At 73.8% G+C, this 25,334-nt stretch carries 25 protein-coding genes and 1 riboswitch; of the genes, 15 read left to right on the plus strand and 10 right to left on the minus strand.

The window, feature by feature from the left end:
* The first annotated feature begins 13 nt into the window (after positions 1-13).
* The gene (locus IF27_RS07375) at positions 14-640 is read left to right on the plus strand and encodes a TetR/AcrR family transcriptional regulator (RefSeq protein WP_052848582.1); all 627 of its coding nucleotides are present in this window, start codon (positions 14-16) and stop codon (positions 638-640) included.
* Positions 641-718: 78 nt separating this feature from the next.
* Positions 719-2,860: an alpha-galactosidase gene (locus tag IF27_RS07380; RefSeq protein WP_052848583.1), complete on the plus strand. Its 2,142-nt coding sequence runs from the start codon at positions 719-721 to the stop codon at positions 2,858-2,860.
* A 9-nt stretch (positions 2,861-2,869) separates the two neighbouring features.
* Here the strand turns inward: IF27_RS07380 and IF27_RS07385 are convergent, their stop codons facing one another.
* Positions 2,870-3,883, minus strand: a complete 1,014-nt coding sequence (locus tag IF27_RS07385; RefSeq protein WP_052848584.1) for a zinc-binding dehydrogenase — start codon at positions 3,881-3,883, stop codon at positions 2,870-2,872.
* A 127-nt stretch (positions 3,884-4,010) separates the two neighbouring features.
* Between IF27_RS07385 and IF27_RS07390 the strand changes: the two genes are divergently transcribed.
* Entirely contained in the window at positions 4,011-4,697 is a 687-nt protein-coding gene (locus IF27_RS07390; protein WP_052848585.1) for a pentapeptide repeat-containing protein, read from the plus strand.
* Entirely contained in the window at positions 4,694-5,248 is a 555-nt protein-coding gene (locus tag IF27_RS07395; protein WP_052848586.1) for a DUF6879 family protein, read from the plus strand. The genes IF27_RS07390 and IF27_RS07395 overlap by 4 nt, the downstream gene beginning before the upstream one ends.
* A 73-nt stretch (positions 5,249-5,321) precedes the next feature.
* Here the strand turns inward: IF27_RS07395 and IF27_RS07400 are convergent, their stop codons facing one another.
* On the minus strand, positions 5,322-5,897 hold the full coding sequence (locus IF27_RS07400; RefSeq protein WP_052848587.1) for a TerD family protein: 576 nt from the start codon (positions 5,895-5,897) through the stop codon (positions 5,322-5,324).
* A gap of 158 nt (positions 5,898-6,055) precedes the next feature.
* Between IF27_RS07400 and arfB the strand changes: the two genes are divergently transcribed.
* Positions 6,056-6,496, plus strand: a complete 441-nt coding sequence (gene arfB / locus IF27_RS07405) for an alternative ribosome rescue aminoacyl-tRNA hydrolase ArfB (protein ID WP_052848842.1) — start codon at positions 6,056-6,058, stop codon at positions 6,494-6,496.
* Positions 6,497-6,550: 54 nt separating this feature from the next.
* On the opposite strand, the gene IF27_RS07410 is transcribed toward arfB, so the two are convergent.
* Complete coding sequence (locus IF27_RS07410; RefSeq protein ID WP_052848588.1) at positions 6,551-7,051, minus strand: flavin reductase family protein; 501 nt, start codon at positions 7,049-7,051, stop codon at positions 6,551-6,553.
* 281 nt (positions 7,052-7,332) lie between these two features.
* On the opposite strand from IF27_RS07410, the gene cdgB reads away from it, so the two are divergent.
* Both cdgB and IF27_RS07420 read left to right on the plus strand, forming a co-directional pair.
* Positions 7,333-8,943: a diguanylate cyclase CdgB gene (cdgB, locus tag IF27_RS07415; RefSeq protein ID WP_052848589.1), complete on the plus strand. Its 1,611-nt coding sequence runs from the start codon at positions 7,333-7,335 to the stop codon at positions 8,941-8,943.
* 137 nt (positions 8,944-9,080) lie between these two features.
* Positions 9,081-10,040, plus strand: a complete 960-nt coding sequence (locus IF27_RS07420; protein WP_052848590.1) for a carbohydrate-binding protein — start codon at positions 9,081-9,083, stop codon at positions 10,038-10,040.
* A gap of 2 nt (positions 10,041-10,042) precedes the next feature.
* On the opposite strand, the gene IF27_RS07425 is transcribed toward IF27_RS07420, so the two are convergent.
* The 4 genes from IF27_RS07425 to IF27_RS07440 all read right to left on the minus strand — a co-directional run bounded on the left by IF27_RS07425 (position 10,043) and on the right by IF27_RS07440 (position 14,031).
* Complete coding sequence (locus tag IF27_RS07425) at positions 10,043-10,906, minus strand: class II fructose-bisphosphate aldolase (protein WP_052848591.1); 864 nt, start codon at positions 10,904-10,906, stop codon at positions 10,043-10,045.
* A complete protein-coding gene (gene nagA, locus IF27_RS07430; protein ID WP_052848592.1) occupies positions 10,903-12,057 on the minus strand; it encodes an N-acetylglucosamine-6-phosphate deacetylase in 1,155 nt (384 codons plus the stop codon). Before nagA ends, IF27_RS07425 begins: the two co-directional genes overlap by 4 nt.
* Positions 12,054-13,004 carry an ROK family protein gene (locus tag IF27_RS07435; RefSeq protein WP_052848593.1) on the minus strand — a complete coding sequence of 317 codons (951 nt, stop codon included), beginning with the start codon at positions 13,002-13,004 and terminating at the stop codon, positions 12,054-12,056. Before IF27_RS07435 ends, nagA begins: the two co-directional genes overlap by 4 nt.
* A gap of 85 nt (positions 13,005-13,089) precedes the next feature.
* Complete coding sequence (locus IF27_RS07440) at positions 13,090-14,031, minus strand: SIS domain-containing protein (RefSeq protein WP_052848594.1); 942 nt, start codon at positions 14,029-14,031, stop codon at positions 13,090-13,092.
* Between the two features lie 144 nt (positions 14,032-14,175).
* Here IF27_RS07440 and IF27_RS07445 point away from each other — a divergent pair, with 144 nt between their 5' ends.
* The 3 genes from IF27_RS07445 to IF27_RS07455 all read left to right on the plus strand — a co-directional run bounded on the left by IF27_RS07445 (position 14,176) and on the right by IF27_RS07455 (position 16,593).
* Positions 14,176-14,454 carry a DUF3263 domain-containing protein gene (locus tag IF27_RS07445; RefSeq protein WP_052848595.1) on the plus strand — a complete coding sequence of 93 codons (279 nt, stop codon included), beginning with the start codon at positions 14,176-14,178 and terminating at the stop codon, positions 14,452-14,454.
* A 16-nt stretch (positions 14,455-14,470) separates the two neighbouring features.
* Positions 14,471-15,298 (plus strand): trehalose-phosphatase, encoded by an 828-nt coding sequence (gene otsB, locus IF27_RS07450; RefSeq protein ID WP_052848596.1) that lies wholly within the window; start codon positions 14,471-14,473, stop codon positions 15,296-15,298.
* A 71-nt stretch (positions 15,299-15,369) separates the two neighbouring features.
* Complete coding sequence (locus IF27_RS07455; RefSeq protein WP_052848597.1) at positions 15,370-16,593, plus strand: serine hydrolase domain-containing protein; 1,224 nt, start codon at positions 15,370-15,372, stop codon at positions 16,591-16,593.
* Here the strand turns inward: IF27_RS07455 and IF27_RS07460 are convergent.
* Positions 16,590-18,017, minus strand: coding sequence for an alpha,alpha-trehalose-phosphate synthase (UDP-forming) (locus IF27_RS07460; RefSeq protein WP_052848598.1), 1,428 nt, complete (start codon positions 18,015-18,017; stop codon positions 16,590-16,592). The genes IF27_RS07455 and IF27_RS07460 overlap by 4 nt on opposite strands.
* Positions 18,018-18,220: 203 nt before the next feature.
* The gene (locus tag IF27_RS07465; protein WP_052848599.1) at positions 18,221-19,186 is read right to left on the minus strand and encodes a glucosyl-3-phosphoglycerate synthase; all 966 of its coding nucleotides are present in this window, start codon (positions 19,184-19,186) and stop codon (positions 18,221-18,223) included.
* A 208-nt stretch (positions 19,187-19,394) separates the two neighbouring features.
* A riboswitch (SAM riboswitch) is annotated at positions 19,395-19,534 on the plus strand.
* A 17-nt stretch (positions 19,535-19,551) separates the two neighbouring features.
* On the opposite strand from IF27_RS07465, the gene thrC reads away from it, so the two are divergent.
* The 5 genes from thrC to IF27_RS07490 all read left to right on the plus strand — a co-directional run bounded on the left by thrC (position 19,552) and on the right by IF27_RS07490 (position 24,498).
* Positions 19,552-20,841 carry a threonine synthase gene (gene thrC / locus IF27_RS07470; protein ID WP_052848600.1) on the plus strand — a complete coding sequence of 430 codons (1,290 nt, stop codon included), beginning with the start codon at positions 19,552-19,554 and terminating at the stop codon, positions 20,839-20,841.
* Positions 20,838-21,116, plus strand: a complete 279-nt coding sequence (locus IF27_RS07475; protein ID WP_052848601.1) for a MoaD/ThiS family protein — start codon at positions 20,838-20,840, stop codon at positions 21,114-21,116. Before thrC ends, IF27_RS07475 begins: the two co-directional genes overlap by 4 nt.
* Before the next feature lie 446 nt (positions 21,117-21,562).
* Positions 21,563-21,766, plus strand: coding sequence for a cold-shock protein (locus IF27_RS07480; protein WP_004986573.1), 204 nt, complete (start codon positions 21,563-21,565; stop codon positions 21,764-21,766).
* A 271-nt stretch (positions 21,767-22,037) separates the two neighbouring features.
* Complete coding sequence (groL, locus tag IF27_RS07485; RefSeq protein WP_052848602.1) at positions 22,038-23,666, plus strand: chaperonin GroEL; 1,629 nt, start codon at positions 22,038-22,040, stop codon at positions 23,664-23,666.
* Positions 23,667-23,769: 103 nt separating this feature from the next.
* The gene (locus IF27_RS07490; RefSeq protein WP_052848603.1) at positions 23,770-24,498 is read left to right on the plus strand and encodes an SMI1/KNR4 family protein; all 729 of its coding nucleotides are present in this window, start codon (positions 23,770-23,772) and stop codon (positions 24,496-24,498) included.
* A 13-nt stretch (positions 24,499-24,511) separates the two neighbouring features.
* On the opposite strand, the gene IF27_RS07495 is transcribed toward IF27_RS07490, so the two are convergent.
* Positions 24,512-25,291: a helix-turn-helix domain-containing protein gene (locus IF27_RS07495; RefSeq protein ID WP_052848604.1), complete on the minus strand. Its 780-nt coding sequence runs from the start codon at positions 25,289-25,291 to the stop codon at positions 24,512-24,514.
* Positions 25,292-25,334 lie beyond the last annotated feature (43 nt).

The following is a 25,334-nucleotide window of genomic DNA, read 5'->3' on the forward strand; positions in this document are numbered from 1 at the left end:
GAGAACCGACGCCATGACGCCCTCGCCCTCTCCCTCCGCCCCGCAGCGCAGCCACGCCCGGTCGAACCGCGCCCGCATCCTGGAGGTGGCGCGCCGCGAGCTGGGCGCGCGGCCGGACGCGACGCTGGACGAGATCGCGCAGGCCGCCGACGTCGCGCGCCGTACGCTCTACGGCCACTTCCCCGGCCGTGACGCCCTGCTCGACGCGCTGGCCGACGACGCCGCGGCGTCGCTCGTCGATGCGGTCGCCGCGTCCCACCGCGAGGGGGACGACCCGGAGGAGGCGCTCGTCCGCTTCGCGCTCCAGATGTGGCGGGTCGGCGACCGCTACCGCATGCTGCTCTCGCTCGGGCGCAGGCACCTGGGGGAGCGGCGGTTCGGCGACCTCCTCGCGCCCGCCTACGACTGCGGCCGTGCCCTGCTGGAGCGCGGCCAGGAGGCGGGCCGCTTCGCCCGGCACCTGCCGCCGCCGGTGATGGCCGTCGTGCTGCGGGACATCCTGTTCGCGCTCTGGGAGAGCATCGACCGGGGGGAGCTGGACGACGACGAGACGCTGGCCGCCGTCACCTACCTGGTCACCGTCGGCGTGCCGCCCGGCCGGGCCGGGGACGTCGTCCGCTCGGTCCGCGACCGGGGGTGAGGACCCCTTGACGGCGCGGGGGGCGTGCCGCGCAGAATAATCGCGCAGGAGTGAACAGGATCGATCAAAGGATCACAGATGCGCGACGGGACGTTCCTCTACTTCCGGTCCTCGGGGACCAGCCTGCTGCTGGACGGCACGGGAACGGGCCTGCCCCGCGTCGCGCACTGGGGCCCCGACCTCGGCGAGCTGACGCCCGACGCCCTCGCCGCGCTCGTCAGGGCCGACCTGCCGCAGAGCCCGTCGAACACGCTGGACGAGCCCGTCCCCTTCGCCCTCCTGCCCGAGCACTCCGCCGGATGGCTCGGCACCCCAGGGCTCACCGGCCACCGCGCCGGAGCCGACTTCTCCACCGCCTTCACCGTCACCTCGCTCGACGCCGGGGAGCGCCGCGCCGTCGTCCTGGCCGAGGACGCGACCGCCGCGCTGGCGCTGCGCCTGGAGATCGAGCTGACGGACGCGGGCCTCGTACGGCAGCGCGCGACCGTCACCAGCACCGCCGACGCCTCCGCCGCCCCCTTCACCCTCTCCGGCGTCCTCCTCGCCCTGCCCGTGCCCGACCGGGCGACGGAACTGCTCGACATGACCGGCCGCCACCTGCGCGAACGCAGCCCGCAGCGGCACGCGTTCACCATCGGCACCCACCTGCGCGAGAACCGCAGGGGCCGCACCGGCACCGACGCCGTCACCGTGCACGTCGCGGGCACGCGGGACTTCGGCTTCCGGCACGGCGAGGTGTGGGGCCTGCACGTCGCGTGGAGCGGCAACGCCCGCTCCCTGGCCGAGCGGACCAACGGCGGCGTCTCGCTCCTCGCGGGCGGCGAGCTGCTGCTCGCGGGCGAGGTCGCGCTCGGCCCGGGGGAGGCGTACACGACGCCCTGGCTGTACGGCAGTTACGGCCGCACCGGGCTCGACGAACTCGCCGGGCGTTTCCACGGCCACCTGCGCGGACGCGCCACCCACCCGCACGGCGCCCGGCCCGTCACGCTCAACGTCTGGGAGGCCGTCTACTTCGACCACGGCGTCGAACGCCTCAAGCGGCTCGCCGACGCCGCCGCCGAGGTCGGCGCGGAACGCTACGTCCTGGACGACGGCTGGTTCCGCGGACGCCGCGACGACCACGCCGGGCTCGGCGACTGGTTCGTGGACGGGACGGTCTGGCCGGAAGGACTGCACCCGCTCGCCGCCTACGTGCGCGGCCTCGGTCTCGAGTTCGGCCTCTGGTTCGAGCCGGAGATGGTCAACGCCGACTCCGACCTCTACCGCGCGCACCCCGAGTGGATCCTCGCCACCGGGGGCCGCGTGCCGCCCGAGTCCCGCCACCAGCAGGTGCTCGACCTCGCGCACCCGGAGTGCTACGCGTACCTGCTGGAGCGGCTCGACGCGCTGGTCACCGAGTACGACCTCACGTACATCAAGTGGGACCACAACCGCGACCTCGTCGAGGCAGGGCACAGCCCCACGGGGCAGGCCGGGGTCCACGCCCACACCGAGGCCGTCTACCGGCTCCTGGACGAACTGCGCGCCCGCCACCCTCGCCTGGAGATCGAGTCCTGCTCCTCGGGCGGCGGACGCGTGGACCTCGGCATCCTGGAGCGCACCGACCGCGTCTGGACGAGCGACTGCATCGACGCCCTGGAACGGCAGCGCATCCAGCGCTGGACCGGCCTGCTGCTGCCGCCCGAACTGCTCGGCTCCCACGTCGGCGCGCCCGAGGCGCACACCACGGGCCGCACCCACACGCTCGGCTTCCGCGCCGGGACCGCCCTGTTCGGGCACTTCGGCATCGAGTGGGACCTGACGCGGGCGAGCGCGTCGGACAAGGCGGAGCTGGCCGGGTGGATCGCCCTGTACAAGCGGCTGCGGCCCCTGCTGCACACGGGCACCGTCGTGCGCGGCGACCACCCGGACCCGGCGCTGTGGGTGCACGGCGTGGTCGCGGAGGACGGCTCCCGCGCCGTCTACACGCTCGCGCAGATGGCGACGACGGTGCAGTCGCCGCCGGGACGCGTCAGCCTCCCGGGGCTCCTGCCCGACGCCGACTACCGCGTCGCGCCGCTCGCGCCGGGCGGCGAGGTGCGCGGCAGGTCCCGGCGCGAGCTGCCGTGGTGGGCGGACGGGGGCGTGACGCTGCCGGGCCGCGTCCTGGAGGCGGTCGGCGTGCGGGCGCCGCTCCAGCACCCGGAGGCGCTGGTGCTGCTGGAGGCGGTCCGCGTCTGAGCCGCCGGGTCAGGGGGTGGCGCGGTCGGTGGCGCGGTCGGTGACGAGGACGACCTTGCCGGTGGTCGCCCTGCTCTCCAGCGCCTCGTGGGCGCGGGCGGCCTCGGCGAGGGGGAAGCGGGTGACGAGCGGCGTGAGCGTCCCGGCGGCGGCGAGCGCCATCGCCTCGTCCTCCAGCAGCCGCAGGTTCTGCCGGCCGCCGATGCGCTCGAACAGGGCCTGGCCGAAGACGGTGCGGGTGACGATGTCGGCCGGGGGCTCGCCGCTGTCCGCCGCGCCCGACGCGTTGCCGTACACCAGGTGCGTGCCGCCGGGCGCGACCAGCCCGGCCGCCGTGCCCGCGAGGGGCCCGGCGACGCCGTCGAACAGGACGCTGACGGGGCGGTCGCCGTACGCGGCGCGGACGCGGTCCGCCCAGCCGGGCGCGGTGTAGTCGAGGGCGAGGTCGGCGCCGAGACCCGCCACCACGGCGGCCTTCTCCTGGCCGCCCGCGGCGCCGACGACGGTCGCGCCGCGGTGCTTCGCGTACTGCACGAGGAGTGCGCCGATGCCGCCCGCCGCGGCCAGGACGAGGACGATGTCGGCGGGCGTCAGGTCGGTGAAGCGCAGGATGCCGGCCGTCATCCGGCCGCTGCCGACCATGGCGACGGCGTGGTCGGAGGGCAGGGTGTCGGGCAGCGGGTGGAGCTTGTCGGGCGTGGTGACGGCCGCCTCGGCGTAGCCGCCGGGGACCATGCCGAGGTGGGCGACGACGCGGCGGCCGAGCCACGACGGGTCGGTCCCGTCGCCGAGCGCGTCCACCGTGCCCGCGACCTCGCGGCCCGGGGTCGTCGGCAGCTCGGGGAAGGGCAACGGGAAGGAGTCGCCGTCCTGGGGGCCCTGGCGCAGGAGGGTGTCGATGAGATGCACCCCGGCCGCCTCGACGGCGATGCGGACCTGCCCGGGGGCCGGGACCGGGTCGTCCACCGTTTCGAGGCGCAGGTTCCCGGCCGGGCCGAAGGCGTACTGACGGATGGCGCGCATGGGCGGTCTCGCTTTCGTGCGGGGGAGCGGGTGGCCGATGCCCTCACGCTAGAAGTTCAAGTTCCCTGGAGGTCAAGGTGTTCCCGGCGGGACGGCTGTTGTCAGTGGTGTGCGGCACGATGGCGGCATGGTGGATGCGCGGAAGGTGAAGCCGGTGGCCCGGCCGAAGGCGCCGGAGTTCTCGCTGCCGGAGCTGCGGGCGTTCGACGGCGGGGGACTGGAGGTGGAGGGGGACTACGACGGGGTGGAGTTCGACGGCCTCGACCTGAGCGGGGCCGAGGCGCGCGGCGCGCACTTCCTCGACTGCGCGCTGCGGCGCTGCGTGCTCGACGGGGCCGTGCTGAAACGGGCGCGGGTGGTGGACAGCGCGCTGGAGGGGGTGCGGGGGGTCGGCGCGGACCTGAGCGAGGCGCAGTTGCGGGACGTCGAGGTGCGTGACGCCAGGCTCGGCGGCGTGCAGCTCAGCGCGGCGGTGCTGACGCGGGTGCGCTTCCGGGGCGGGAAGATCGACTTCCTCAACCTGCGGCAGGCGAAGCTGACCGACGTCGTCTTCGAGAACTGTGTGCTGTCCGAGCCGGACTTCGCGGGGGCGCGTCTCGAGCGTGTCGCGTTCCTGGACTGCGAGGTGCGGGGCGCGGACTTCACCGGGGCGACGCTGAGCGAGGTCGATCTGCGGCGCGCGGCGTCGCTGGACGTCACGCGGGGCTTCGACCGCCTCGCGGGCGCGGTGATCAACCCGGCGCAGCTCCTCGACCTGGCCCCGCGCCTGGCCGCCCAACTCGGCCTCCGCGTCGAACCCGACGACGTCTCGTGACCGCAGGGGAGGAAGGACCGGGCGGCGCGGTCCTGGACGGTGAGGGCTGGCGCGCGTACTTCGACGCCTTCACCCACGAGGCGTGGCGGTTCGAGGCCCAGCCGACGTATTCCATGCCGAGGGAACGGGAGCACGTGGCGCGTTTCCTCCGGGGCGAGGACAGGCCCGAGGGGCACAACGCCCGTTGGCACGAACGGGTCAGGGCCTATGGCGCGACGGGGCGGCGCGTGGGGCGCGTGCGGGTCGTCCGGCGTCCGCTGACCGACTACCAGCGTTATCAGTTCGAGTGGGGGATCCCGGGCAACATCGCCGCAGGTGAGGACATCCGCGTTCTCGACGTGACGGCGCGGGATTTTCGGCTGCCGCTCACCGGCCGCGACTGGTGGCTGTTCGACGGCGCGCGTGTCGCGCACCTGAACTTCCGGGCGGACGGCACGCAGATCAACCGTGAGGCGTACGAGGGGGATCCGGCTCCCTACCGCGCGTGGCAGCGCGTCGCCCTCGACCACGCGGTTCCCTTCCGGGAGTACGTGGCGGCCCATGGTGCGTGAGCCACCCGCGCGGCGTTGACATGACGGAACCCCCCGGGGTGGGCCGGGGGGTTCCGTGGGTCGGGCGACGGGGTCAGACGTTGACGCCGAAGTCCTGGGCGATCCCGGCGAGGCCGGAGGCGTAGCCCTGGCCCACGGCGCGGAACTTCCACTCGGCGCCGCTGCGGTACAGCTCGCCGAACACCATGGCGGTCTCGGTGGACGCGTCCTCGGTGAGGTCGTAACGGGCGATCTCGGCGCCACCGGCCTGGTTCAGGACGCGGATGAACGCGTTGCGCACCTGGCCGAAGTTCTGCCCGCGGTTGTCCGCGTCGTGGATGGAGACCGGGAAGACGACCTTGTCCACGTCGGCGGGCAGACCGGCCAGGTTGACCTTGATCTGCTCGTCGTCGCCCTCGCCCTGGCCGGTCAGGTTGTCACCGGTGTGCTCGATGGTGCCGTCCGGGGTCTTGAGGTTGTTGTAGAAGATGAAGTGCTGGTCCGAGACGATCTTGCCGCCCGGGTTCACACCGAGGGCGCTCGCGTCCAGGTCGAAATCAGCACCGGTGGTGGTGCGGACGTCCCAGCCGAGGCCCACCGTGACGGCAGTCAGACCAGGAGCTTCCTTGGTCAGCGAGACGTTGCCGCCCTTGGACAGGCTCACACCCATGTTTGATCCCCTTATTCCGTTTCGCTCAGGATCGCCTTTGCGATGACGTTACTCTTACCGACCCCAACGAAGACACCACCTGCCCGGGTTCCACGGGCCGATGTCAAAAAGTGGCGGAAGGGGAAAACGGTGTGCGGCACCCGTCGGGGCGCGGGATCATGGAACGCATGTCCGGTCCCTACGCCATCCGAGGCGCTGTCAGCCTGCCGGAGGCCGAGCTGCAGTGGCGTTTCTCCCGGTCGTCGGGGCCAGGCGGCCAGCATGTGAACACCACCGACAGCCAGGTCGAGCTGCGCTTCGACCTCGCCGCCACCCGTGCCCTCCCCGAGGTCTGGCGTGAACGCGCCCTCGACCGCCTCGCCGGGCGGCTGCACGGCGGCGTGCTGGTCGTATACGCCAGCGAGCACCGCTCCCAGTGGCGCAACCGCGAGACCGCGGCCCGGCGCATGGCCGCGCTGCTCGCCGAGGCGACCGCGCCACCGCCGCCGGAACGCCGTGCCCGCAGGACGCCGCGCGGCGTCGTGGAGCGTCGGCTGCGCGCCAAGCACCACCGGGCCGACGTGAAGCGGGGGCGCGGGCGCCGGGGCGACTGGGAGTGAGCCGCGTACGTCGGGCGCGCGCGGCGGGCCACGCGCCCGCCGGGCGGCGGGCCGTCAGGGCAGGGCGCGGTACGCCGCGCGGTAGTACAGGAGCGGGCCGCCCGAGGGCGGGGGCAGCTGAGCCGTCACCACGTGGCCTATGACGAGCGTGTGGTCCCCGGCCGCGACGCGCTGCGACGTCCGGCACTCGATCGTCGCCAGCGCGCCCGTCACGAGCGGCGCGCCCGAGACGTCACCGAGCGTGTGCGGGATGTCCTGGAAGAGCAGACGGTCGCTCAGCCGCCCCTTCATCGCGAAGCGCGCCGCCGTCGTCCGCTGCTCGGCGGCGAGGACCGCGGCGGCCCACAGCGGCTGCCGTTCCAGCAACTCGTCCATGCGGGAGCCGGTGCGGACGCTGACGAGGACCAGCGGCGGGTCCAGCGAGACGGACAGGAAGGCGGTCGCCGTCATCCCGGCGGGCGCGCCGCGCGGGCCGTCCTCGTCGTCGTGCGCCGTCACCAGGACCACGCCGGCGGCCAGCCGTGCCATGGCGCCGCGGAACTGTTCCCCGCTCACGCCGTCGAGGGTCGCCGGAGCGGCGGGGAGGGCGGGGACAGGGGCCTGCCGGGAAGAAGAAGACACACCCGCAACGCTAACCGGGCAGGTCCCGGGCCCGCATCGGACCAGGGAACCAGGCAGCATCTCACCACGTCCTACGTCGCGCGACCGATCCCTCTCTTAGTGTGACAAGAATCACAGTAGGCAACTAATCGCTGACCCTGTGTACCTAGTGGGCAGCTCCCTGTGATTCAGTGGCCTGTGTATCTGCACGTGCATTTCGCGCACCCGGGGGAGTGATGGAAACGGAGACCGAGCCGTATGTGCGCCTCGCGTCACTGCGGGAGCTGCACCAGGTCGTCGCCCAGCTCGCCACCGCCCGCAGCATGGCGGACACCCTCCAGACCATCGCCGACGGGGCCGTCACCGCCCTCGGGTTCGAGCTGGCCGCCGTCAACGTCGTCCGGCCCGACGGCGACCTGCTCGTCGCGGCCGTCGCGGGGAACGAGCGCGCCGAGGCCGCGCTCGCCGGGCGCACCGGCTCGCGCACGTCGTGGGAGCGGCGCCTCACGATGGGGGAGCGCTGGGGCGGCCTGCGGTTCATCCCGTACACCGAGGGCTGGGTCCTCGACCACGACGACGTCCCGCAGTGGCACACCACAGGGCCCGCGCCGCGCTACCCGGACGAGTGGCACCCGATGGACCGCCTCTTCGCGCCGATGTACGCCTCGGACGGCGACCTGCTCGCCGTCCTCGACGTGGACCGGCCGCGCAACGGCCGCAGGCCGGGCGCCTGGGGCTGCGAGGCGCTGGAGCTGTACGCGTCCCAGGCGGCCATAGCCATCAGCAACGCCAGGCTGCGCGGCAACATGCAGCGGGCCCTCGTCCGCCTGGAGCGTGAGCAGCAGGCGCTGCGCGCGAGCGAGGAGAGCTTCCGGCAGGCGTTCGAGTACGCGCCGAGCGGCATGGCCATCGCCGAGGTGGGCGGGGACAACCCGGGGCGGCTGATCCGTGTCAACGACGCGCTGTGTCGCCTGCTCGGCCGCCCTGTCGCCGTCCTTCAGCGCTACAGCTTCGCCGACCTCGTGCATCCGGAGGACACGGGCGTGCTGCTGCGGACGTCGGCGGAGGGCGGCCGGGCGGAGCTGCGGCTCGCGCGCCGTGACGGCACCTACGTGTGGGTGAGCCTGCGGAACTCGGTCGTCGCCGACGCGGCGGACGGCCCGCAGGTGCAGCTCACGCACGTCGAGGACATAGAGGAGCGCAAGCGGCACGAGCTGGCCCTCGCGCACCGGGCGAGCCACGACTCGCTGACCGGCCTGCCGAACAGCGCGGAGCTGCGTGCGCGGCTGGGCGGCCGGGTGTGCGACGTCCCGCCGGAGCGCTTCGGCCGGGGCAAGGGCGCGGCGGCGGGGCAGCCGAAGGACGCGTTCCGGGGCCTCGGGACACCGGCCGGGCGCCCGTACGACCACCACGAGCACGTCCGGACGCCCGACATGCCGGGCGGGGACGGCAAGGGCCTGGCCGTCCTCTTCTGCGACCTGGACGGTTTCAAGTCGATCAACGACCGATTCGGCCATGTGTGCGGGGACGCCGTGCTGGTCGAGGTCGCGCGCCGCCTGGAGCAGGGCGTCAGGGACAACGACACCGTCGCCAGGCTCGGCGGCGACGAGTTCGTGGTGCTCGCCGAGGGCCTGGGCCCTGCGGACGCGTCGGACCTCGCCGTACGGCTGCGGAACGCCATCATCCCGCCCATGCGGATCGAGGGCAGGGTGGTGCGCGTGGGGGCCAGTTTCGGCATCGGATGGGCCTCCTGCGGGACGAGCGTGGAGGACATCCTGAAGTCCGCCGACCAGCGCATGTACGTCGAGAAGCGGTCCCGCTCCGCGGGCCGCAGGCGGGCGGGCTGACGTGCGCCGCGGTGGTCGTCGCGAGGGCCCGCCGGGGGCTGGCCGAAGGGCGTCGGCCCTGTCGCCGCACGGGTCGGTCTGTCACCCGAACGCGGTAGGCTCGCCGCCGTACACCCGTCACTAAGGAGCGGTAGTCGATGAGCTCGGGGCACACCGGCGCGGGAACGCCCGACGAGGGCGATGACCCGTTCGCCTACCTCTACCGGCCCGCCGACGGCGAGGCACCGCGGCAGCAGGGCCCGCGCCAGCCGTCGTACAACCAGGTCCGTCCGGTCGGTGAGCGCACCTACGGCGGGCAGCAGGGCTACGGCGGGCAGCAGAACGGCGGCCAGCAGGGTTACCGCCAGCCTCAGCAGAACGCGGTGGCCCCCGACGCGCGCTACGCCGCCCCCGAGACGCAGGGCGGTGGCAACGGCGGCCCCCGTCAGGGCCCGCCGGACCGCCGTCGGCCCCCCGCGCCCGACGCCCGGCGCAACGGGCTGCTGATCGGCGCCATCGCCGTCGTCCTCGCCGTGGTGCTCGGTGTGACCGCGGCGATCATCTTCAGCAACGGCGGCGGTGACGAGGACCCGGAGGCGAACACCCCGACCCCGAGCCAGGACGCCACCGACGACGGCGAGGGCGAGGAGGCGCCGAGCGACGAGCCCTCGGGCGACGACGAGGAGGAGCCGCAGGGACCGCCCGTCGCGGCCCTCGCCGACCTCCAGGCCGCCGGCGGCGCCGCCGTCGAGAACTCGGTGGCCAACGCCCGCTCGGACGACGGCAGTTACATCGCCGTGCGCAACGCCCAGGGCTCGACGGTCACCTGGACGTTCGACATCGAGGGCGAGCCGCTTGAGGAGTACTTCTTCTACGTCGGCTACTCGACGGTGTCCGACGGTCAGACGATGTCCTTCTCCGTCAACGGCGAACCGCGCGAGGACCCGATCGCGTTCGAGGACTACAGCCCGGGCGACGAGCTGGAGACCGGCTGGGTGAAGACGTACAAGAACATCAACCTCGACGAGGGCGAGAACACCATCCAGCTCACGTGCGCCGGTTCGTGCGACGTGCTGATCGACCAGATGCGCCTCACGGAGGAGCGGGAGGGCAACTAGGCCTAGGCCCGGTCGTCCGTCCTGACCGTCGCCAGGACGCCCAGCAGGTGTTCCGCCGCCTCGCGCATCGCGGCGCGGCCCGCCGCCAGCCACGGACGCGGGTCCACCCGGTCCCGTGGCGCGGCGGCCAGGCGGGCGCGGACCGCCCCGGTGAGGGCCGCGTTCAGCGCCGTCCCGACGTTGATCTTCGTCATCCCGGCCGCCACCGCGCGCCGCAGTTCCTCGTCCGGCACGCCGGAGGAGCCGTGCAGCACCAGCGGCACCCCGGCCGCCGCGCGCAGCCGCGCGATCAGCCGGTGGTCGAGCACGGCGGTCCGCGCCGTCATCGCATGCGCGCTGCCCACCGCCACCGCCAGCGCGTCCACGCCCGTGGCGCGCACGAACGACGCGGCCTCGCCCGGATCGGTGCGCACGCCCGGCAGGTGCGCGTCCCCCGGCTTGCCGCCGACGCGGCCCAGCTCCGACTCGACCAGCAGCCCGTGCGCGTGCCCGAACGCGACGGCCTCCGCCGTAGCGGCGACGTTCGCCGCGTACGGCAGCCGCGACCCGTCGAACATCACCGAGCCGAAGCCCGCGCCGGGCGCCTCACGTAACAGCGCGCCGTCCGTCACATGGTCCAGGTGCAGGCCGAGCGGCACCGCCGTCCCGCGCGCCAGGGCCGCCAGCGCGGCGGCCAGCGGCGCGAGACGGCCGCCGCGGTGCGCGACCGCGTTCTGCGACACCTGGAGCAGCAGCGGCGCGCCCGCCGCCTCGGCGGCCTCGACGACCGCCTCGGCGTGCTCCAGCGTGATCACGTTGAACGCGGGCAGCGCGCGTCCGCCCGCGCGGGCGGCGTCGAGTAACCGGCCGGGGGACACCAGCGTCACGGCCGGACCACCCACTCCCCGCGCCGCATGACGCCGACGACGTCGAACGTGCCGTCCGCCAGCACGACGAGGTCCGCGTCCTTGCCCTCCTCGATGGACCCGACCCGGTCGGCGACCCCGAGGAGCCGCGCCGGGGTGCCGCTCAGCGCCCGCGACACGTCGGCCACCGGCAGGCCGTTCACGAGCACCGAGCGGCGGAACGCGTCGTCCAGCGTCAGCGTCGAACCGGCGATGGCCCCGCCCTCGCTGAGCCGGGCCACGCCGTCGCGCACCTCGACGGTCAGCGGCCCGAGCGGGTAGGAGCCGTCGCCCATCCCGGCCGCGCCCATCGCGTCGGTGATCAGCGCGACGCGGTCGGGGCCCGCCGTGCGGAAGGCGAGGCCGACGACGGACGGGTGCAGGTGCGTCCCGTCGTTGACCAGCTCGACGGTGACGCGCTCGTCCTCCAGCAGCGCCGCGACCGGGCCGGGCGCGCGGTGGCCGAGGACGGGCATCGCGTTGAACAGGTGCGTGGCGACGGTGGCGCCCGCCTCGACGGCGTCGCGCACCTGCTCGTACGTCGCCTCCGTGTGGCCGACGGCCGCGACGACGCCGCTGTCGCGCAGCATGCGCACCGACTCCGTGCCGCCCGGCAGTTCCGGCGCGAGCGTGACCATACGGGCGGTGCCGCGCGCCGCGTCGAGGAGCTTGCGGATGTCGGCGGGGGCGGGGTCGCGCAGGAGCGTCGGGTCGTGCGCGCCGCGGCGGTGGGGGGAGATGAACGGGCCCTCGAAGTGCAGCCCGGCCAGCTCGCCCTGCTCGACGAGCTCGGACAGCGCGCCCGCCTGGGCCGCCAGGTCGCCGAGCTCGCCGGTGACGGTCGAGGCGACGAGCGTCGTCGTGCCGTGCACGCGGTGCGCCGCGATGACGCGCAGGGCCTCGTCGGCGGTTCCGGCGGAGAACGAGGCCCCGCCGCCGCCGTGCACGTGCTGGTCCACGAAGCCGGGCACGATCCAGTGGCCGGGCAGGGCGACGACCTCGGTGCTGTCCGCCTCGTCACGCACCCCGGCGGCGAAGCGGGTGCCCTCGACGGTGACCCGTCCGTCCGGCACGACGCCGGAGGGACGGACGACCTGTGCTCCGGTGAGCACGGTACGGCTGGGGCTCGTCATGGCTGGGGGACCTCCGTGGATGTGGGGAGCGGGCGCGCGTCCAGGGCGAGCAGGCCCGCGCCCAGGCAGCCGGCGGCGTCGCCGAGCGCCGCCGGAAGGATGTCGGGCATCTGCTGGAAGGTGACCCGGGAGGCCAGCGCCTCGCGCAGCGGCCCGAGGAGCAGTTCGCCCGACTCGCCGAGCCCGCCGCCGACGACGACGGTGCCCGGGTCGAGGAGCCGCACCGCGATGAGCAGGCCGTCCGCGAGCGCGTCCACGGACGCCTGCCAGACGGCGAGGGCGCGCGGGTCACCGGCGGCGACGGCGCGGGCGGCGTCGGCGGCCGTGGCCTCGGGGTCGCCCGACGCGGTGGCCCAGGCGCGGCCGACCGCGACGGCGGAGGCGACCGTCTCCAGACAGCCGTACAGGCCGCAGCCGCACTCGGCGCCGCCGGGGCGGACCACGACGTGGCCGATCTCGCCCGCCCCGCCGTTGGCGCCCGGCTCGATCACGCCGTCGATGCCGATGGCCCCCGCGATGCCGGTGCCGAGGGCGACGAACAGGAAGCGTGACCTGCCCACCGCGGCGCCGAGCCGCGCCTCGGCCAGGCCCGCCGTCCGCATGTCGTGGTCGATGGCGACCGGGATGCCGTGCAGACGCTCGGACAGCAGGCGGCGCAGCGGCAGGTCGCGCCAGCCGAGGTTGGCGGAGTAGACCGCGACGCCCGCGGGGGCGTCCACGATCCCGGGCACGCACACGCCCGCGGCCTCGGGCGGGCGGCCGAAGCGGGCCGTGCCCGTGGCGTACAGCTCGGCGGCCAGGCCGAGGACGGTCTCCACGGCCCCGTCCGGGCCGCCGGTCGGTCTGCGGGTCTCGTACAGCGGCCGGTGCCCGGGGCCGTACAGCGCGGCCTTGACCGTGGTGCCGCCCACGTCGAGGGCGACCACGTAGTTCTCCTGGAGAGTCACACGCGCAAGTTTCGCCCGAGACGGGGGAAGAGGTCTAGTCCACTACGGGATAATGAGACGCCGGATGACGCGGCGGGCCGCGGCGTCACGGGAGGATCACCGAGCGCGTCAGGTTCCGCGGCCGGTCGGGGTCGAGCCCCCGCGCCCGCGCCACGGCGACGGCGAGGCGCTGGGCGCGTACCAGTTCCGCCATCGGGTCGAGGACGCCGGTCTCCACGTGCGCGCCCGTGGCGGCCACCTCGGCGGCGAGCCCGCCCGCCGGGCCGTCGAGCAGCCACACGGCGCGGCCCGGCGCCGCGATCGCCACCGGGCCGTGCCGGTACTCCATCGTGGGATGGCTCTCCGTCCACGCGCCCGCCGCCTCCCGCAGCTTGAGCGCTGCCTCGCAGGCCAGCCCGTACGCCCAGCCCGAGCCGAGGAACGTCCACTGCTCCGCCGCCGTCAGCCCCTCGGGCAGCGGGACGGCGAGGGCCGTGGCGGCGTCGGCGGCGGCACGCTCCACGGTCGCCACGCCCTCGGGCAGCGGCCCGCCCGTCTCCAGCGCGGCCCGCAGGAAGGCGAGGGCGCTCGTCGCGAACCGGGTCTGCACCACGGACCGTTCGTCCGCGTAGTCCAGCACGGCCACGTGCGGCGCCGCGCGGAGCACGGGCGAGGTGGGGTCGGCGGTCAGGGCCAGCAACGGGGTGCTCGGGTGGGTGTCGCGCAGCCGCGCCAGCAGCGCGAGGACCTCGGTCGTCGTCCCCGAGCGGGTGAGCGCGACCACGCGGTCGTAGCGCCGGTGCACGGGGAACGCGGAGGCGGCGAACGCGTCCGTCTCGCCCTGCCCCGCCGCCTCGCGCAGGGCCGCGTACGCCTGCGCCATGAACCAGGACGTGCCGCAGCCGGTCACGGCGATCCGTTCCCCCGCGCGCGGCAGCGCCGCCGGGCCGAAGCCGCCGTCCACGGCCGCCCGCGCGTCCCGGGCGGCACGCCGCCAGCAGTCGGGCTGCGCGGCGATCTCGTCGGCGGTGAAGGAACGTTCGGTCATACGGCGGTCTCCTCGGGCGGCTCGGGCGTTTCGGCGTGAGGGAGCACTGCCCGGCCCGCGCGCGTCCACACTCCCCGCCGCGCACGCTCACCCCGGCGAGCCGCCCCCGGCCGCCCTGTCGGTGCCCCGGCCTAGACTGGCGGGATGGGCGAGGAGGAAGCGGACGAAGCGGAGGAGGGCGGGCAGGCCGGGCGGCCCGGGGAGCTGACCGACAGGGAACGCGCCGTCCTCGCCGTCGAACGGCGCGGCTGGCGCGGCCCGGGACCCAAGGAACGCGCCATCCGTGAACGGCTGGATCTCACCCCCACCCGCTACTACCAACTCCTCAACGCCCTGCTGGACGACCCCCGCGCCCTCGCCCACGACCCGGTGACCGTCAACCGGCTGCGCCGCCTGCGGGACGCCCGCCGTGCCCGCCGGTGACCCCACGGCTACAGTCATGTACATGGGCAACCTCCCCGAACCCGCCACCGCCGAGGGACGCGCCGGGCTCGCCGCGCTGCTCGACCGCCCCGAGCGCGCCCTCCTCGCCTTCGACTTCGACGGCACCCTCGCGCCGATCGTGCCCGACCCCACGCAGGCCCGCGCCCACCCGGACGCCGTGCCCGCCCTCGCCAGGATCGCCCCGCGCGTCGCGCTCGTCGCCATCGTCACGGGACGCCCCGCCGACGTCGCCGTCCGCCTCGGCGGCTTCGACGGCCATCCGGAACTCGCCGGGCTCACCGTCCTGGGCGCCTACGGCGCGGAACGCTGGGACGCCGCCACCGGCGAACTCCACACCCCCCCGCCCCCGCCCGGCATCGACGCCGTCCGCGACGAGCTGACGTCCTGGGCCGAGCGCACCGGCGCGTACGTCGAGGACAAGGGCATCGCGCTCGCCGTCCACACACGCCGCGCCCCCGACCCCGAGGGCGCGTTCGCCACGCTGAAGGACCCCCTCGCCCGCCTCGCCGAGGAGCACGGGCTCGCCCTCGAACCGGGCCGCATGGTCCTCGAACTGCGCCCGCCCGGCATGGACAAGGGCGCCGCGCTGACCGAGCTGGCCCGCACGGCGGGCGCCGAATCCGTGCTCTACGCCGGGGACGACCTCGGGGACATGCCCGCCTTCGAGGCCGTCGCACGCCTGCGCGCCGTCGGCATCCCGGGCCTGCGCGTGTGCAGCGGCAGCCACGAGGTGGCGCGGCTCGCGACCGTCACCGACCTGGAGGTGGACGGCCCGGCGGGCGTGGCCGCGTTCCTCACCGCGCTCTCCGAACGCCTCGGGTAAGGAAAGCCCCACCACCGGGCCTCGGGGCAGCGGGATGGATCACCGTCGCCACGCTCCGTAGCGTCTGCGGCATGACCGGACGACGACACGACAGCACACGCAGGACCGCCTGGGCCCGCGCAGGGCTCGCCGGGACGGCGGCCCTCGCCATCGGAGCCGCCACCCTCATCGGCGGCGCCGACACCGGCGCCGCCGAAGGGCGCGGCCACACCGGGCTCGAACGGGACACCAGGGCGCTGCGGGACACGGGCGCCACCGCCGTGGTCTCGGCGACGAGCGACGCCGCCGGGCGCGTGCAGCGCGCCCGCGCGGGCGTCACCGATCTCGACGACCCGCAGCCGCTCGCGTACGACTCCTACTACCGCGTCGGCAGCGACGCGAAGACGTTCACCGCCGCCGTGGTCCTCCAACTCGTCGGCGAGGGACGCCTCTCCCTGGGCGACACGGTGGAGCGATGGCTGCCCGGTGTCGTCACCGGCAACGGCAACGACGGCAGCCGCGTCACCGTGCGCGACCTGCTCCAGCACACCAGCGGCATCACGAACTACACCGACGTCCTCTACGCCGACCCCGAAGACCTCACCCCCGAGGCATACCTCGCCGACCGCTTCCGCGGCCTCACGCCCCGCGAACAGGTCGCCCTCGCCATGAGCCGCGCCCCCGGCTGGCTCCCCACCCCGGGCCAGACGCGGTGGGCGTACTCGAACACCAACTACGTGCTCGCCGGGATGATCATCGAGGAGGCCACCGGCAACCCCTGGGCCCAGGAGATCCACGAGCGGATCATCGGACCGCTCGGCCTGCGCCACACCCTCACACCCGGCACCTCCGCGTACGTGCCGGAGCCCACCGCCACCGCGTACCTCCAGTTCCCCGGCCACGACGAGCTGATCGACACGACGCTGATGGTGGACGGCGGCGCGGACGGCGGCGTCATCAGCACCGCCGAGGACATGACCGCCTTCCACCGCGCCCTCATGGACGGCACGCTGCTCGGCCCCGGCGAGCTGGCCGAGCTGCGGCGCACCGTCCCCGCCCCCGGCTTCTCGGCCGTACCCGGCACCCGCTACGGGCTCGGCATCGCCTGGCGCCCGGCCCGCGGCTGCCCCGACGGGCTCTGGTTCCACGGCGGGACGTCGTTCGGCACCGCGTCGGAGGGCGCCGTCACGGACGACGGCCGCGCGGCGGTGGCGGCCGGGATCTACACGCTGAGCTTCGCCGACCAGCAGGCCCAGGAGGCGAGGAACGCGGCGGCCCGCCGCCTGACCGACCGGGCGCTGTGCGGTGCGCGTTAGAGCGCCCGCAGCGCCGTCAGCTGGTCGAGGAACCAGGCGGACGGCGGCAGCGCCGTCGCCGCCTCCGCGAGCCGCTTCGTCCTGGCGTCGCGCTCGTCGGGCGCCATCGTCAGCGCGGCGTGCAGCGCGTCGGCCGTCCCCGCGATGTCGTAAGGGTTGACGAGCAGCGCGTCCTCGCCGAGGTCGGCCGCCGCGCCCGCCTCGCGGGACAGGACGAGCGCGACGCCCCGCTCGGAGACGACCGGCACCTCCTTGGCCACGAGGTTCATGCCGTCGCGGATCGGGTTCACCAGCGCGACGTCCGCCATGCGGTAGGCGGCCAGCGACCGCGCGAAGTCGTCCTTCACGTGCAGGACGACCGGCGTCCAGTCGCCCGCGCCGAACTCCGCGTTGATCTCCTCGGCGACCCGCGAGACCTCCACCGTGTAGGCGCGGTACAGCGCGAGGTCCTGCCGCGACGGGTAGGCGAACGCCACGTGCGTCACCTTCCCGCGCCACTCGGGCCGGTCGGTGAGCAGCCGCCGGAACGCCAGCAGGCCGCGCACGATGTTCTTGGACAGCTCGGTGCGGTCCACGCGCACGACCGTGCGCCGGTCGCCGACCTGCTCGCGCAGCGCCGCGAGGCGTTCGTCCACGTCGGGGCGGAACGCGCGCTCCCGCAGGAAGTCCGCGTCGGCGCCGAGCCCGTGCACGCCCAGCAGCGTCGTCCGGCCGCCGTACGTCACCGTGCCGTCGCCGATCGTCGCGCCGAGGAGGTCGGCGCAGCACGCGGCGAACGCGTCGGCCCAGCGCCGCGTCAGGAACGCGGCGCGGTCGGCGCCCAGGATGCCGAGCAGCACCTGCCGCCCGATCGCGTCCGGCAGCAGCCTGAAGAGGTCGGGCGGGGCCCACGGCGTGTGCGAGAAGTGCCCGATCCGCAGGTCGGGGCGCCGCTCGCGCAGCAGCCCCGGGACGAGCGAGAGGTGGTAGTCCTGCACGAGCACGGCAGCGCCCGGCTCGGCGTCGGCGGCGAGCGCGTCGGCGAAGGCGGCGCCGTACGTCTCGAAACCGGCCCACTGCCGCTCGAACGCCGTGTCGAAGACCGGTTCGAGCGGGGTCTGGTACAGCAGGTGATGGATGAACCACAGGACGGAGTTGGCTACGCCGTTGTACGCGGCGTCGAAGGTGTCGGCCGGGATGTCCAGCATCCGTACGGCCTGGCCGCCCGTGTCCTCGGCCGGGGGGCGTCCGCCGTACCGGGAGGCCGCGGCGCGGTCGCCGTCGCCGAGGGCCGCGCAGACCCAGGTGCCCGCCTCGGGGCCGAGGGCGCTGAGGCCGGAGACGAGGCCGCCGCCGCCGCGCCGCGCGGTGAGCGAGCCGTCCTCGGCCAGGGTGTAGCTCACCGGGCCACGGTTCGATGCGACGAGGACCTGCTCGGTGGTCATCGGGTCTCCCTGTGGGGCGGGCGGCGGGGGACTGTCCCGTGGGGGATCGTTTCGTGACGGACGTGCGGTGACGTGACGTGCGGTGACGGACGGGGCGCCGGGGGAGCCGCGGCCCCCGTGGCGGAGGCTGTCCGACCGCGCGGCCGGTGAAACGTGTTCACCGTCACACCGCCCGCGCGCCGACGTCTCAGGGGGCCCTTGGGCTAGGCCGCCTGCCGTGCCGTGTACTCGGGGACGCCGCACATCGGGGGGCGCTCGTCCGCGTCGATCGGGTGCGTCCGCGGGCTGAAGGAGCCCGCGTCCGTCCGCTCGAACTGGGTGAGCCCCACCCGCCGCGGCAGGACCGTGCCGGGCAGCCTGCTCTGCGCCGTCCGCATGATGGCGGTGGCCATGCGGCCGAGCGCCTGCCCGTCCTGGTGGCGGTGCTTGCGCACGCCGACGTCCACCTGGCCGACCGCGTCGAGGCCCGCCACGTGCAGCGTGTCGATCAGGATGCCCAGCTCGACGCCGTACCCGACGGGGAACGGCAGCTGTTCGAGCAGCGACCTGCGGGCCGCGTACTCCCCGCCGAGCGGCTGCACCACACCGGCCAGCTGCGGCCAGTGCAGGTTCAGCAGCGGGCGGGCGACCAGCTCGGTGACACGACCGCCCTGGTGGGCGCCGCCCGGCTTGTCGCCGAGCGGGCGGTCGTACATCGCCTTGACCAGCTGCACGTCGGGCTCGGTGAGCAGCGGGCCGAGGATGCCGGAGACGAAGCGGGAGTCGAAGTCCCGCAGATCGGCGTCCACGAAGGCGATGATCTCGCCGCTCGCCGCGAGCAGCGAGCGCCAGAGCACCTCGCCCTTGCCCGGCACGGTGGGCATACGCGGCAGGATCTCGTCGCGGTGGACGACCTTCGCGCCCGCCGCCGCCGCGACCTCGGAGGTGCGGTCGGTGGACCCGGAGTCCACCACGAGCAGCTCGTCGATCAGTGGCACGTCCTCCATGAGGTCGCGCCTGAGCGCTTCCACGATGGCACCGACGGTCTCCTCCTCGTTCAACGCGGGGAGGACCACGCTGATGCTCCCTGCCGCGCCTGCTGTCCGCTTCGCGTGCAACAGCTGCGGCAGCGGGCGGTCAGCGGCGGTCCAGGATCGGCGGTTCAGCCATTCCTCTGCCTCTACCAGCACGAATGTCGCTCCTGTTCGCGTTCGGCCACTTTTACTCCGTATGGCCGTATCTGCCCCTTCCTGGGGTGCCCCAACCCGCTCGGCCACCTGATTTTGCCCTGTGTCTCGCGGACCGGACGGCCCGAGCCATTGTCGGGGTCGTCCGTTACGATCTCGAACAGCGCAGGTGTCCTCCGGATATCAGGTCACGGCGCAGACAATCGCATACCGCTCATCCAGAGGGGCAGAGGGAACGGCCCGTTGAAGCCCCGGCAACCCTTCCGCCGGTTCCGTGTCAGTGCACGGGGAGCCCGGTGGGGAAGGTGCCAATTCCGTCCTGAGGCGAAAGACGCCCGGGGAAGATGAGGAGAAGGGCTTCCAGACTCATGTCCGCGCTGACCACAGCCGACCAGTCACCCGCCGTCACCGTCGATCTCGGTCCCGCCGTGGCCCTTTCCTGCCGCGAGTGCGGCGAGCGGTTCCCGCTCAGTCCCAGCTTCGCCTGTACGTCCTGTTTCGGCCCCCTGGAGATCGCCTACGACCTCCCCACGGGGGACCCCGAGGGCCTGCGCCGCCGGATCGAGGCCGGGCCGAAGAGCATCTGGCGTTACGCCCCGCTGCTGCCCGTGCCCGCCGACGTGGCCGACAAGCCGAACCTCGCCCCCGGCTTCACCCAGCTGGTGAAGGCGGACCGGCTCGCCGCCGAGCTGGGCGTGACCGGCGGCCTCCACGTCAAGGACGACTCGGGCAACCCGACGCACTCCTTCAAGGACCGCGTCGTCGCGAACGCCGTCGAGGCCGCGCGCGCCTTCGGCTTCACCACCCTCTCCTGCTCCTCCACCGGCAACCTGGCGGGTGCCATCGGCGCCGCCGCCGCCCGCGCCGGGCTGCGGTCCTGCGTGTTCATCCCGCACGACCTGGAGCAGGGCAAGGTCATCATGGCGGCGGTCTACGGCGGCGACGTCGTGGCCATCGAGGGCACCTACGACGACGTGAATCGTTTCTGCAGCGAATTGATCGGCGACCCGATCGGCGAGGGCTGGGGTTTCGTCAACGTCAACCTGCGGCCGTACTACGCCGAGGGCTCCAAGACCCTGGCGTACGAGATCTGCGAGCAGCTCGGCTGGCGGCTGCCCGACCAGATCGTGATCCCCATCGCCTCGGGCTCCCAGCTCACGAAGATCGACAAGGGGTTCAAGGAGCTGATCGAGACGGGCCTCGTCGAGGACCGTCCCTACCGGATCTTCGGCGCCCAGGCCGAGGGCTGCTCGCCGGTCTCCCGCGCCTGGCGCGAGGGGCACGACGTGGTCCGCCCGGTGCGGCCCGACACCATCGCCAAGTCCCTGGCCATCGGCAACCCGGCGGACGGCCCCTACGTCCTGGACATCGCGCGCCGGACGGGCGGCGCGGTCGAGGACGTCACGGACGCGGAGATCGTGGACGCCATCAAGCTGCTGGCCAGGACCGAGGGCATCTTCACCGAGACGGCGGGCGGCGTGACGCTCGGTGTGACCCGCAAGCTCATCGAGGCGGGCACGCTCGACCCCACGCTGACCACCGTCGTCGTGAACACGGGCGACGGCCTGAAGACCCTGGACGCGGTGGCCCCGACCACCGGTCCTACCGCGACCATCCGTCCGAACCTGGACGCCTTCCGAGAGGCTGGGCTGGCATGAGCGTCACCGTCCGTATCCCGACGATCCTCCGCACCTACACCGGCGGCCGGTCCGAGGTGGCCGCCGAGGGCGGCACCCTCCAGGAGGTCCTGACCGACCTCGACCGCAACCACCAGGGCATCGCCGCGCGGGTGCTGGACGACCAGGGGAAGCTGCGGCGTTTCGTGAACGTCTACGTGAACGACGACGACGTCCGGTTCGCCGAGGGGCTCGCCACGCCGACGCCGGACGGCGCGGGCGTCTCGATCATCCCGGCCGTCGCGGGCGGCTGCTGACGGCCCCTCCGGTGCTGCTTGGCTGAAAAGCGCACCGTCATATCGACCCCTCCGCCCCGGAACCACAGGTTCCGGGGCGGTCGCGTGCAGCGGGAACGCTAAAGTGACGAGCGCCCCCACCGCGGCCTGTGCCGGGTGCATATGAATTCGCGACACATCACGCAAATCTTGTGCCGAAAAATGGTGCACCAATTGTCGGGTTGGCACTTTCGGTCCGGAGTGAATGGTCCAACTATCAAGCGTGGTGCGGTGTTTGCCCGGATCGCGGCCTCAATAATTCTCCTTCGAATGGCCTGTTGCGCTGGGCGTCCGTGCAGATACATTCAGCGGCGGTCACGCGTTCCGGCGCACACCCCCACACGGCCGGGGGTGGGGTCTGACAGGTCTGACCCGGGCCCGCGGAGTGCGGTGCTCGAGAATGGGCCGGCAAAATGGGGAGTTAGGAAATGGCTCAGGGCACCGTCAAGTGGTTCAACGCGGAGAAGGGCTACGGCTTCATCGCGGTAGACGGTGGTGCGGACGTGTTCGTCCACTACAGCGCGATCCAGATGGACGGCTACCGCACCCTGGAAGAAGGACAGCGGGTCGAGTTCGAGATCTCGCAGGGTCAGAAGGGTCCGCAGGCAGACATGGTCCGGGTGACCGCCTGAACCGCCGACCGCACCGCGACCGCTATGACCAGGGCCCGCACCCCGGACGGGGTGCGGGCCCTGGCGCGTGTCACCCCCCAGGGGTTTGCACTCACCGGGGGAGAGTGCTAATCATGGGGTTAGCACTCTAGAGGTGAGAGTGACAGCAAGGACCGGTTCGGTGAGGTCCGGGTGCCAGGCGGGGCAGGGAACCGCAGGGCCGGGGGCCGTCCGTCGCGGGCGCCAGCGCGGTCCGGCGCAATCCACCCCTGTTCTGGGAGGACCACTTCACATGGCCAAGATCATCGCGTTCAACGAGGAGGCGCGGCGCGGCCTTGAGCGCGGGATGAACCAGCTCGCCGACGCCGTCAAGGTCACGCTCGGCCCCAAGGGCCGGAACGTCGTGCTGGAGAAGAAGTGGGGCGCCCCCACGATCACCAACGACGGTGTGTCGATCGCCAAGGAGATCGAGCTGGAGGACCCGTACGAGAAGATCGGGGCCGAGCTCGTCAAGGAAGTTGCCAAGAAGACGGACGACGTGGCCGGTGACGGCACGACCACGGCGACCGTACTGGCCCAGGCGCTCGTCCGCGAGGGGCTGCGCAACGTCGCCGCCGGCGCGAACCCGATGGCCCTGAAGCGGGGCATCGAGGCCGCCGTCGAGAAGGTCTCCGAGGCCCTGCTCGGCCAGGCCAAGGAGGTCGAGACCAAGGAGCAGATCGCCTCCACCGCCTCCATCTCCGCCGGTGACACGCAGATCGGCGAGCTGATCGCCGAGGCGATGGACAAGGTCGGCAAGGAAGGCGTCATCACTGTCGAGGAGTCGCAGACCTTCGGGCTTGAGCTGGAGCTCACCGAGGGCATGCGCTTCGACAAGGGCTACATCTCGGCGTACTTCGCGACCGACATGGAGCGCATGGAGGCCGAGCTTGAGGACCCCTACATCCTCATCGTGAACTCCAAGATCAGCAACGTGAAGGACCTCCTTCCGCTGCTGGAGAAGGTCATGCAGTCCGGCAAGCCGCTGCTGATCATCGCCGAGGACGTCGAGGGCGAGGCCCTGTCCACGCTGGTCGTGAACAAGATCCGCGGCACCTTCAGGTCCGTCGCGGTGAAGGCCCCCGGCTTCGGCGACCGCCGCAAGGCCATGCTCGGTGACATCGCCATCCTCACCGGTGGCCAGGTCATCTCCGAGGAGGTCGGTCTCAAGCTGGAGAACGCGACCCTCGACCTGCTGGGCCGCGCGCGCAAGGTCGTCATCACCAAGGACGAGACCACCATCGTCGATGGTGCGGGCGAGAGCGACCAGGTCCAGGGCCGGGTCAACCAGATCCGCGCCGAGATCGAGAACTCCGACTCGGACTACGACCGCGAGAAGCTCCAGGAGCGCCTCGCGAAGCTGGCCGGCGGCGTGGCCGTCATCAAGGCCGGTGCCGCGACCGAGGTCGAGCTGAAGGAGCGCAAGCACCGCATCGAGGACGCGGTGCGCAACGCCAAGGCCGCCGTCGAGGAGGGCATCGTCGCCGGTGGTGGCGTGGCCCTGCTCCAGGCCGCCTCGGTCTTCGAGAAGCTGGACCTGACGGGTGACGAGGCCACCGGTGCCGCCGCTGTGAAGCTGGCCCTGGAGGCCCCGCTGAAGCAGATCGCCGTCAACGCCGGTCTCGAGGGCGGCGTCGTCGTCGAGAAGGTGCGCAACCTGACCCCGGGCCACGGCCTCAACGCCGCGACCGGCGAGTACGTGGACCTGCTGGCCGAGGGCATCATCGACCCGGCCAAGGTCACGCGCTCCGCGCTCCAGAACGCCGCCTCCATCGCCGCGCTGTTCCTCACCACCGAGGCCGTCATCGCGGACAAGCCGGAGAAGGCCGCCGCCGGTGGCGGTGCCGACGCCGGTGGCATGGGCGGGGGCATGGACTTCTGAGAAGTCCCGCTCCGCGCGTCCCGCGCTCCGAGGGCCCGTTCCGGGCGGCCTGTGCCGCCCGGGGCGGGCCCTCGCCGCATGCCGGGCGGCATAGCCTGTGCGGGTGACGGACGCTTTCGATCTTGTCGGCGGAGTCGCCGCCGCCCTGCGCGACCGCTCGGCCGCCTGGGCGTTCCTCGACCGCTTCGCGCGCGAGTGGGCCCCCGTCCTCCCGGCCGACCGTGGCCCCGGATGGGACGCCCCGGTGATGGACGCCGCGTCGGCCCGGCTCGGTGTGCCGCTGCCCGCCGCGCTGCGCGAGGGGTACGCGCTGCTCGGCGCTCGTGAGGACCTGACGGGCGAGCTGGCCGCCCTGCTCGTGCCGCCCAACCTGCTGCGTGTGCACGACGGCGTCGGCGCGGGCGACGACGCGGGGGTCCTCGTCTTCCATCCGGAGGAGAACTCCGCGCTGGGCGTCCGCGTCGCCGACCTCGGCCAGGACGATCCGCCGGTGGTCGAGGGCGGCGAGCAGGACGGCTGGCGGCCCTACCTCGACCGGCTGTCCGCCGCGTTCCTCGACATCGTGCTGTGGCAGTGGCTCACCGACTGGCCGGACGCGCACCACGACGTGCTCCTCGCCCCCGACGACCCCGGGCTGGACGCGCTCACGGCGCACTGCACCCCCCTCGCGCTCGCCCACCCCGGCGGCCGGTACCACCTGGCAGCCGCCGACACCCTGCTGTGCACGGCCGGGCCCCGCGTCGTCCTCGCGGCGGCCAGGACCGCGGCCGGGCTCGCCGCCGCGCGCGCCCTCCTGCCGGGCACCTGGCAGCAGGCCCCGCCCACCGGCTGACGCGGACGCGCGCTCAGCCCTCGCCCGCGAGGACGGCCGCCGTGTGCGCGTCGGCGGGCAGGAACGCCTCGATGCTCAGCTCGGCAGCGGTCAGGTCGAGCGCGGTGCCGAAGGTGGTGACCATGCTCACGAACGCCAGCGGCCCGGCGTCCGACGCGACCCGCAGCGTCACCGCCACCTCCTGCGTGCCGGGGACGTGCGCCGTGCCGCCCGGGTAGGCGGCCAGCTCGTCGTGCAGGTCGCGCAGGGCGGCCGAGCCGCTCGACGCCACCTCGCGGGCCAGGCCGGTCAGGATGTGGTGGCGCCACTCGCCGAGGTTGAGGATGCGCGGGGCCAGGCCGTCCGGATGCAGCCCGAGGCGCAGGGCGTTGGGCCGCTCCAGCAGGTGCGGCGCGACGCCCTCGGTGAGCAGCGCCACGCCCGCGTTGGCGTTCAGGATGTTCCACGCCCGGTCCACGACGAGGGCGGGGTACGGCTCGTACGCGGCCAGGACGCGGTCGATGCCCGCGCTGAACGGGGCGAGGTCGGGGTCGTCCAGCGAGCGTTCCCCGTAGACCGGCGCGAATCCGGCGGCGACCAGCAGGCCGTTCTGCTCGCGCGGCGGGACGGACAGCGCCTCGGCGAGCCGCAGCACCATCGCGCGGCTCGGCCGGGAGCGGCCCGTCTCCAGGAAGCTGAGGTGCCGCGCGGAGATGCCCGCGTCGAGGGACAGGTCGAGCTGGCTGAGCCTGCGGCGCCTGCGCCACGCGCGCAGCAGGGGGCCGACGGCGGACGGTTCCGTGGCGACGCTCATGCGGCCAGGCTCCCATGGCAGGCGTAGGTGGTGCCATGACCTC

The organism is Streptomyces avicenniae, from assembly GCF_000719135.1.
GTDB lineage: Bacteria > Actinomycetota > Actinomycetes > Streptomycetales > Streptomycetaceae > Streptomyces > Streptomyces avicenniae.

Excerpts from the sequence above, each read along its gene's own strand:
- IF27_RS07375 (WP_052848582.1), top strand. The coding sequence starts at position 14 with ATGACGCCCTCGCCCTCTCCCTCCGCCCCGCAGCGCAGCCACGCCCGG.
- IF27_RS07380 (WP_052848583.1), top strand. The coding sequence starts at position 719 with ATGCGCGACGGGACGTTCCTCTACTTCCGGTCCTCGGGGACCAGCCTG.
- IF27_RS07385 (WP_052848584.1), bottom strand. The coding sequence starts at position 3,883 with ATGCGCGCCATCCGTCAGTACGCCTTCGGCCCGGCCGGGAACCTGCGC.
- IF27_RS07390 (WP_052848585.1), top strand. The coding sequence starts at position 4,011 with ATGGTGGATGCGCGGAAGGTGAAGCCGGTGGCCCGGCCGAAGGCGCCG.
- IF27_RS07400 (WP_052848587.1), bottom strand. The coding sequence starts at position 5,897 with ATGGGTGTGAGCCTGTCCAAGGGCGGCAACGTCTCGCTGACCAAGGAA.
- arfB (WP_052848842.1), top strand. The coding sequence starts at position 6,056 with ATGGAACGCATGTCCGGTCCCTACGCCATCCGAGGCGCTGTCAGCCTG.
- cdgB (WP_052848589.1), top strand. The coding sequence starts at position 7,333 with ATGGAAACGGAGACCGAGCCGTATGTGCGCCTCGCGTCACTGCGGGAG.
- IF27_RS07420 (WP_052848590.1), top strand. The coding sequence starts at position 9,081 with ATGAGCTCGGGGCACACCGGCGCGGGAACGCCCGACGAGGGCGATGAC.
- nagA (WP_052848592.1), bottom strand. The coding sequence starts at position 12,057 with ATGACGAGCCCCAGCCGTACCGTGCTCACCGGAGCACAGGTCGTCCGT.
- IF27_RS07440 (WP_052848594.1), bottom strand. The coding sequence starts at position 14,031 with ATGACCGAACGTTCCTTCACCGCCGACGAGATCGCCGCGCAGCCCGAC.
- IF27_RS07445 (WP_052848595.1), top strand. The coding sequence starts at position 14,176 with ATGGGCGAGGAGGAAGCGGACGAAGCGGAGGAGGGCGGGCAGGCCGGG.
- otsB (WP_052848596.1), top strand. The coding sequence starts at position 14,471 with ATGTACATGGGCAACCTCCCCGAACCCGCCACCGCCGAGGGACGCGCC.
- IF27_RS07455 (WP_052848597.1), top strand. The coding sequence starts at position 15,370 with ATGACCGGACGACGACACGACAGCACACGCAGGACCGCCTGGGCCCGC.
- IF27_RS07460 (WP_052848598.1), bottom strand. The coding sequence starts at position 18,017 with ATGACCACCGAGCAGGTCCTCGTCGCATCGAACCGTGGCCCGGTGAGC.
- thrC (WP_052848600.1), top strand. The coding sequence starts at position 19,552 with ATGTCCGCGCTGACCACAGCCGACCAGTCACCCGCCGTCACCGTCGAT.
- IF27_RS07475 (WP_052848601.1), top strand. The coding sequence starts at position 20,838 with ATGAGCGTCACCGTCCGTATCCCGACGATCCTCCGCACCTACACCGGC.
- IF27_RS07480 (WP_004986573.1), top strand. The coding sequence starts at position 21,563 with ATGGCTCAGGGCACCGTCAAGTGGTTCAACGCGGAGAAGGGCTACGGC.
- groL (WP_052848602.1), top strand. The coding sequence starts at position 22,038 with ATGGCCAAGATCATCGCGTTCAACGAGGAGGCGCGGCGCGGCCTTGAG.
- IF27_RS07495 (WP_052848604.1), bottom strand. The coding sequence starts at position 25,291 with ATGAGCGTCGCCACGGAACCGTCCGCCGTCGGCCCCCTGCTGCGCGCG.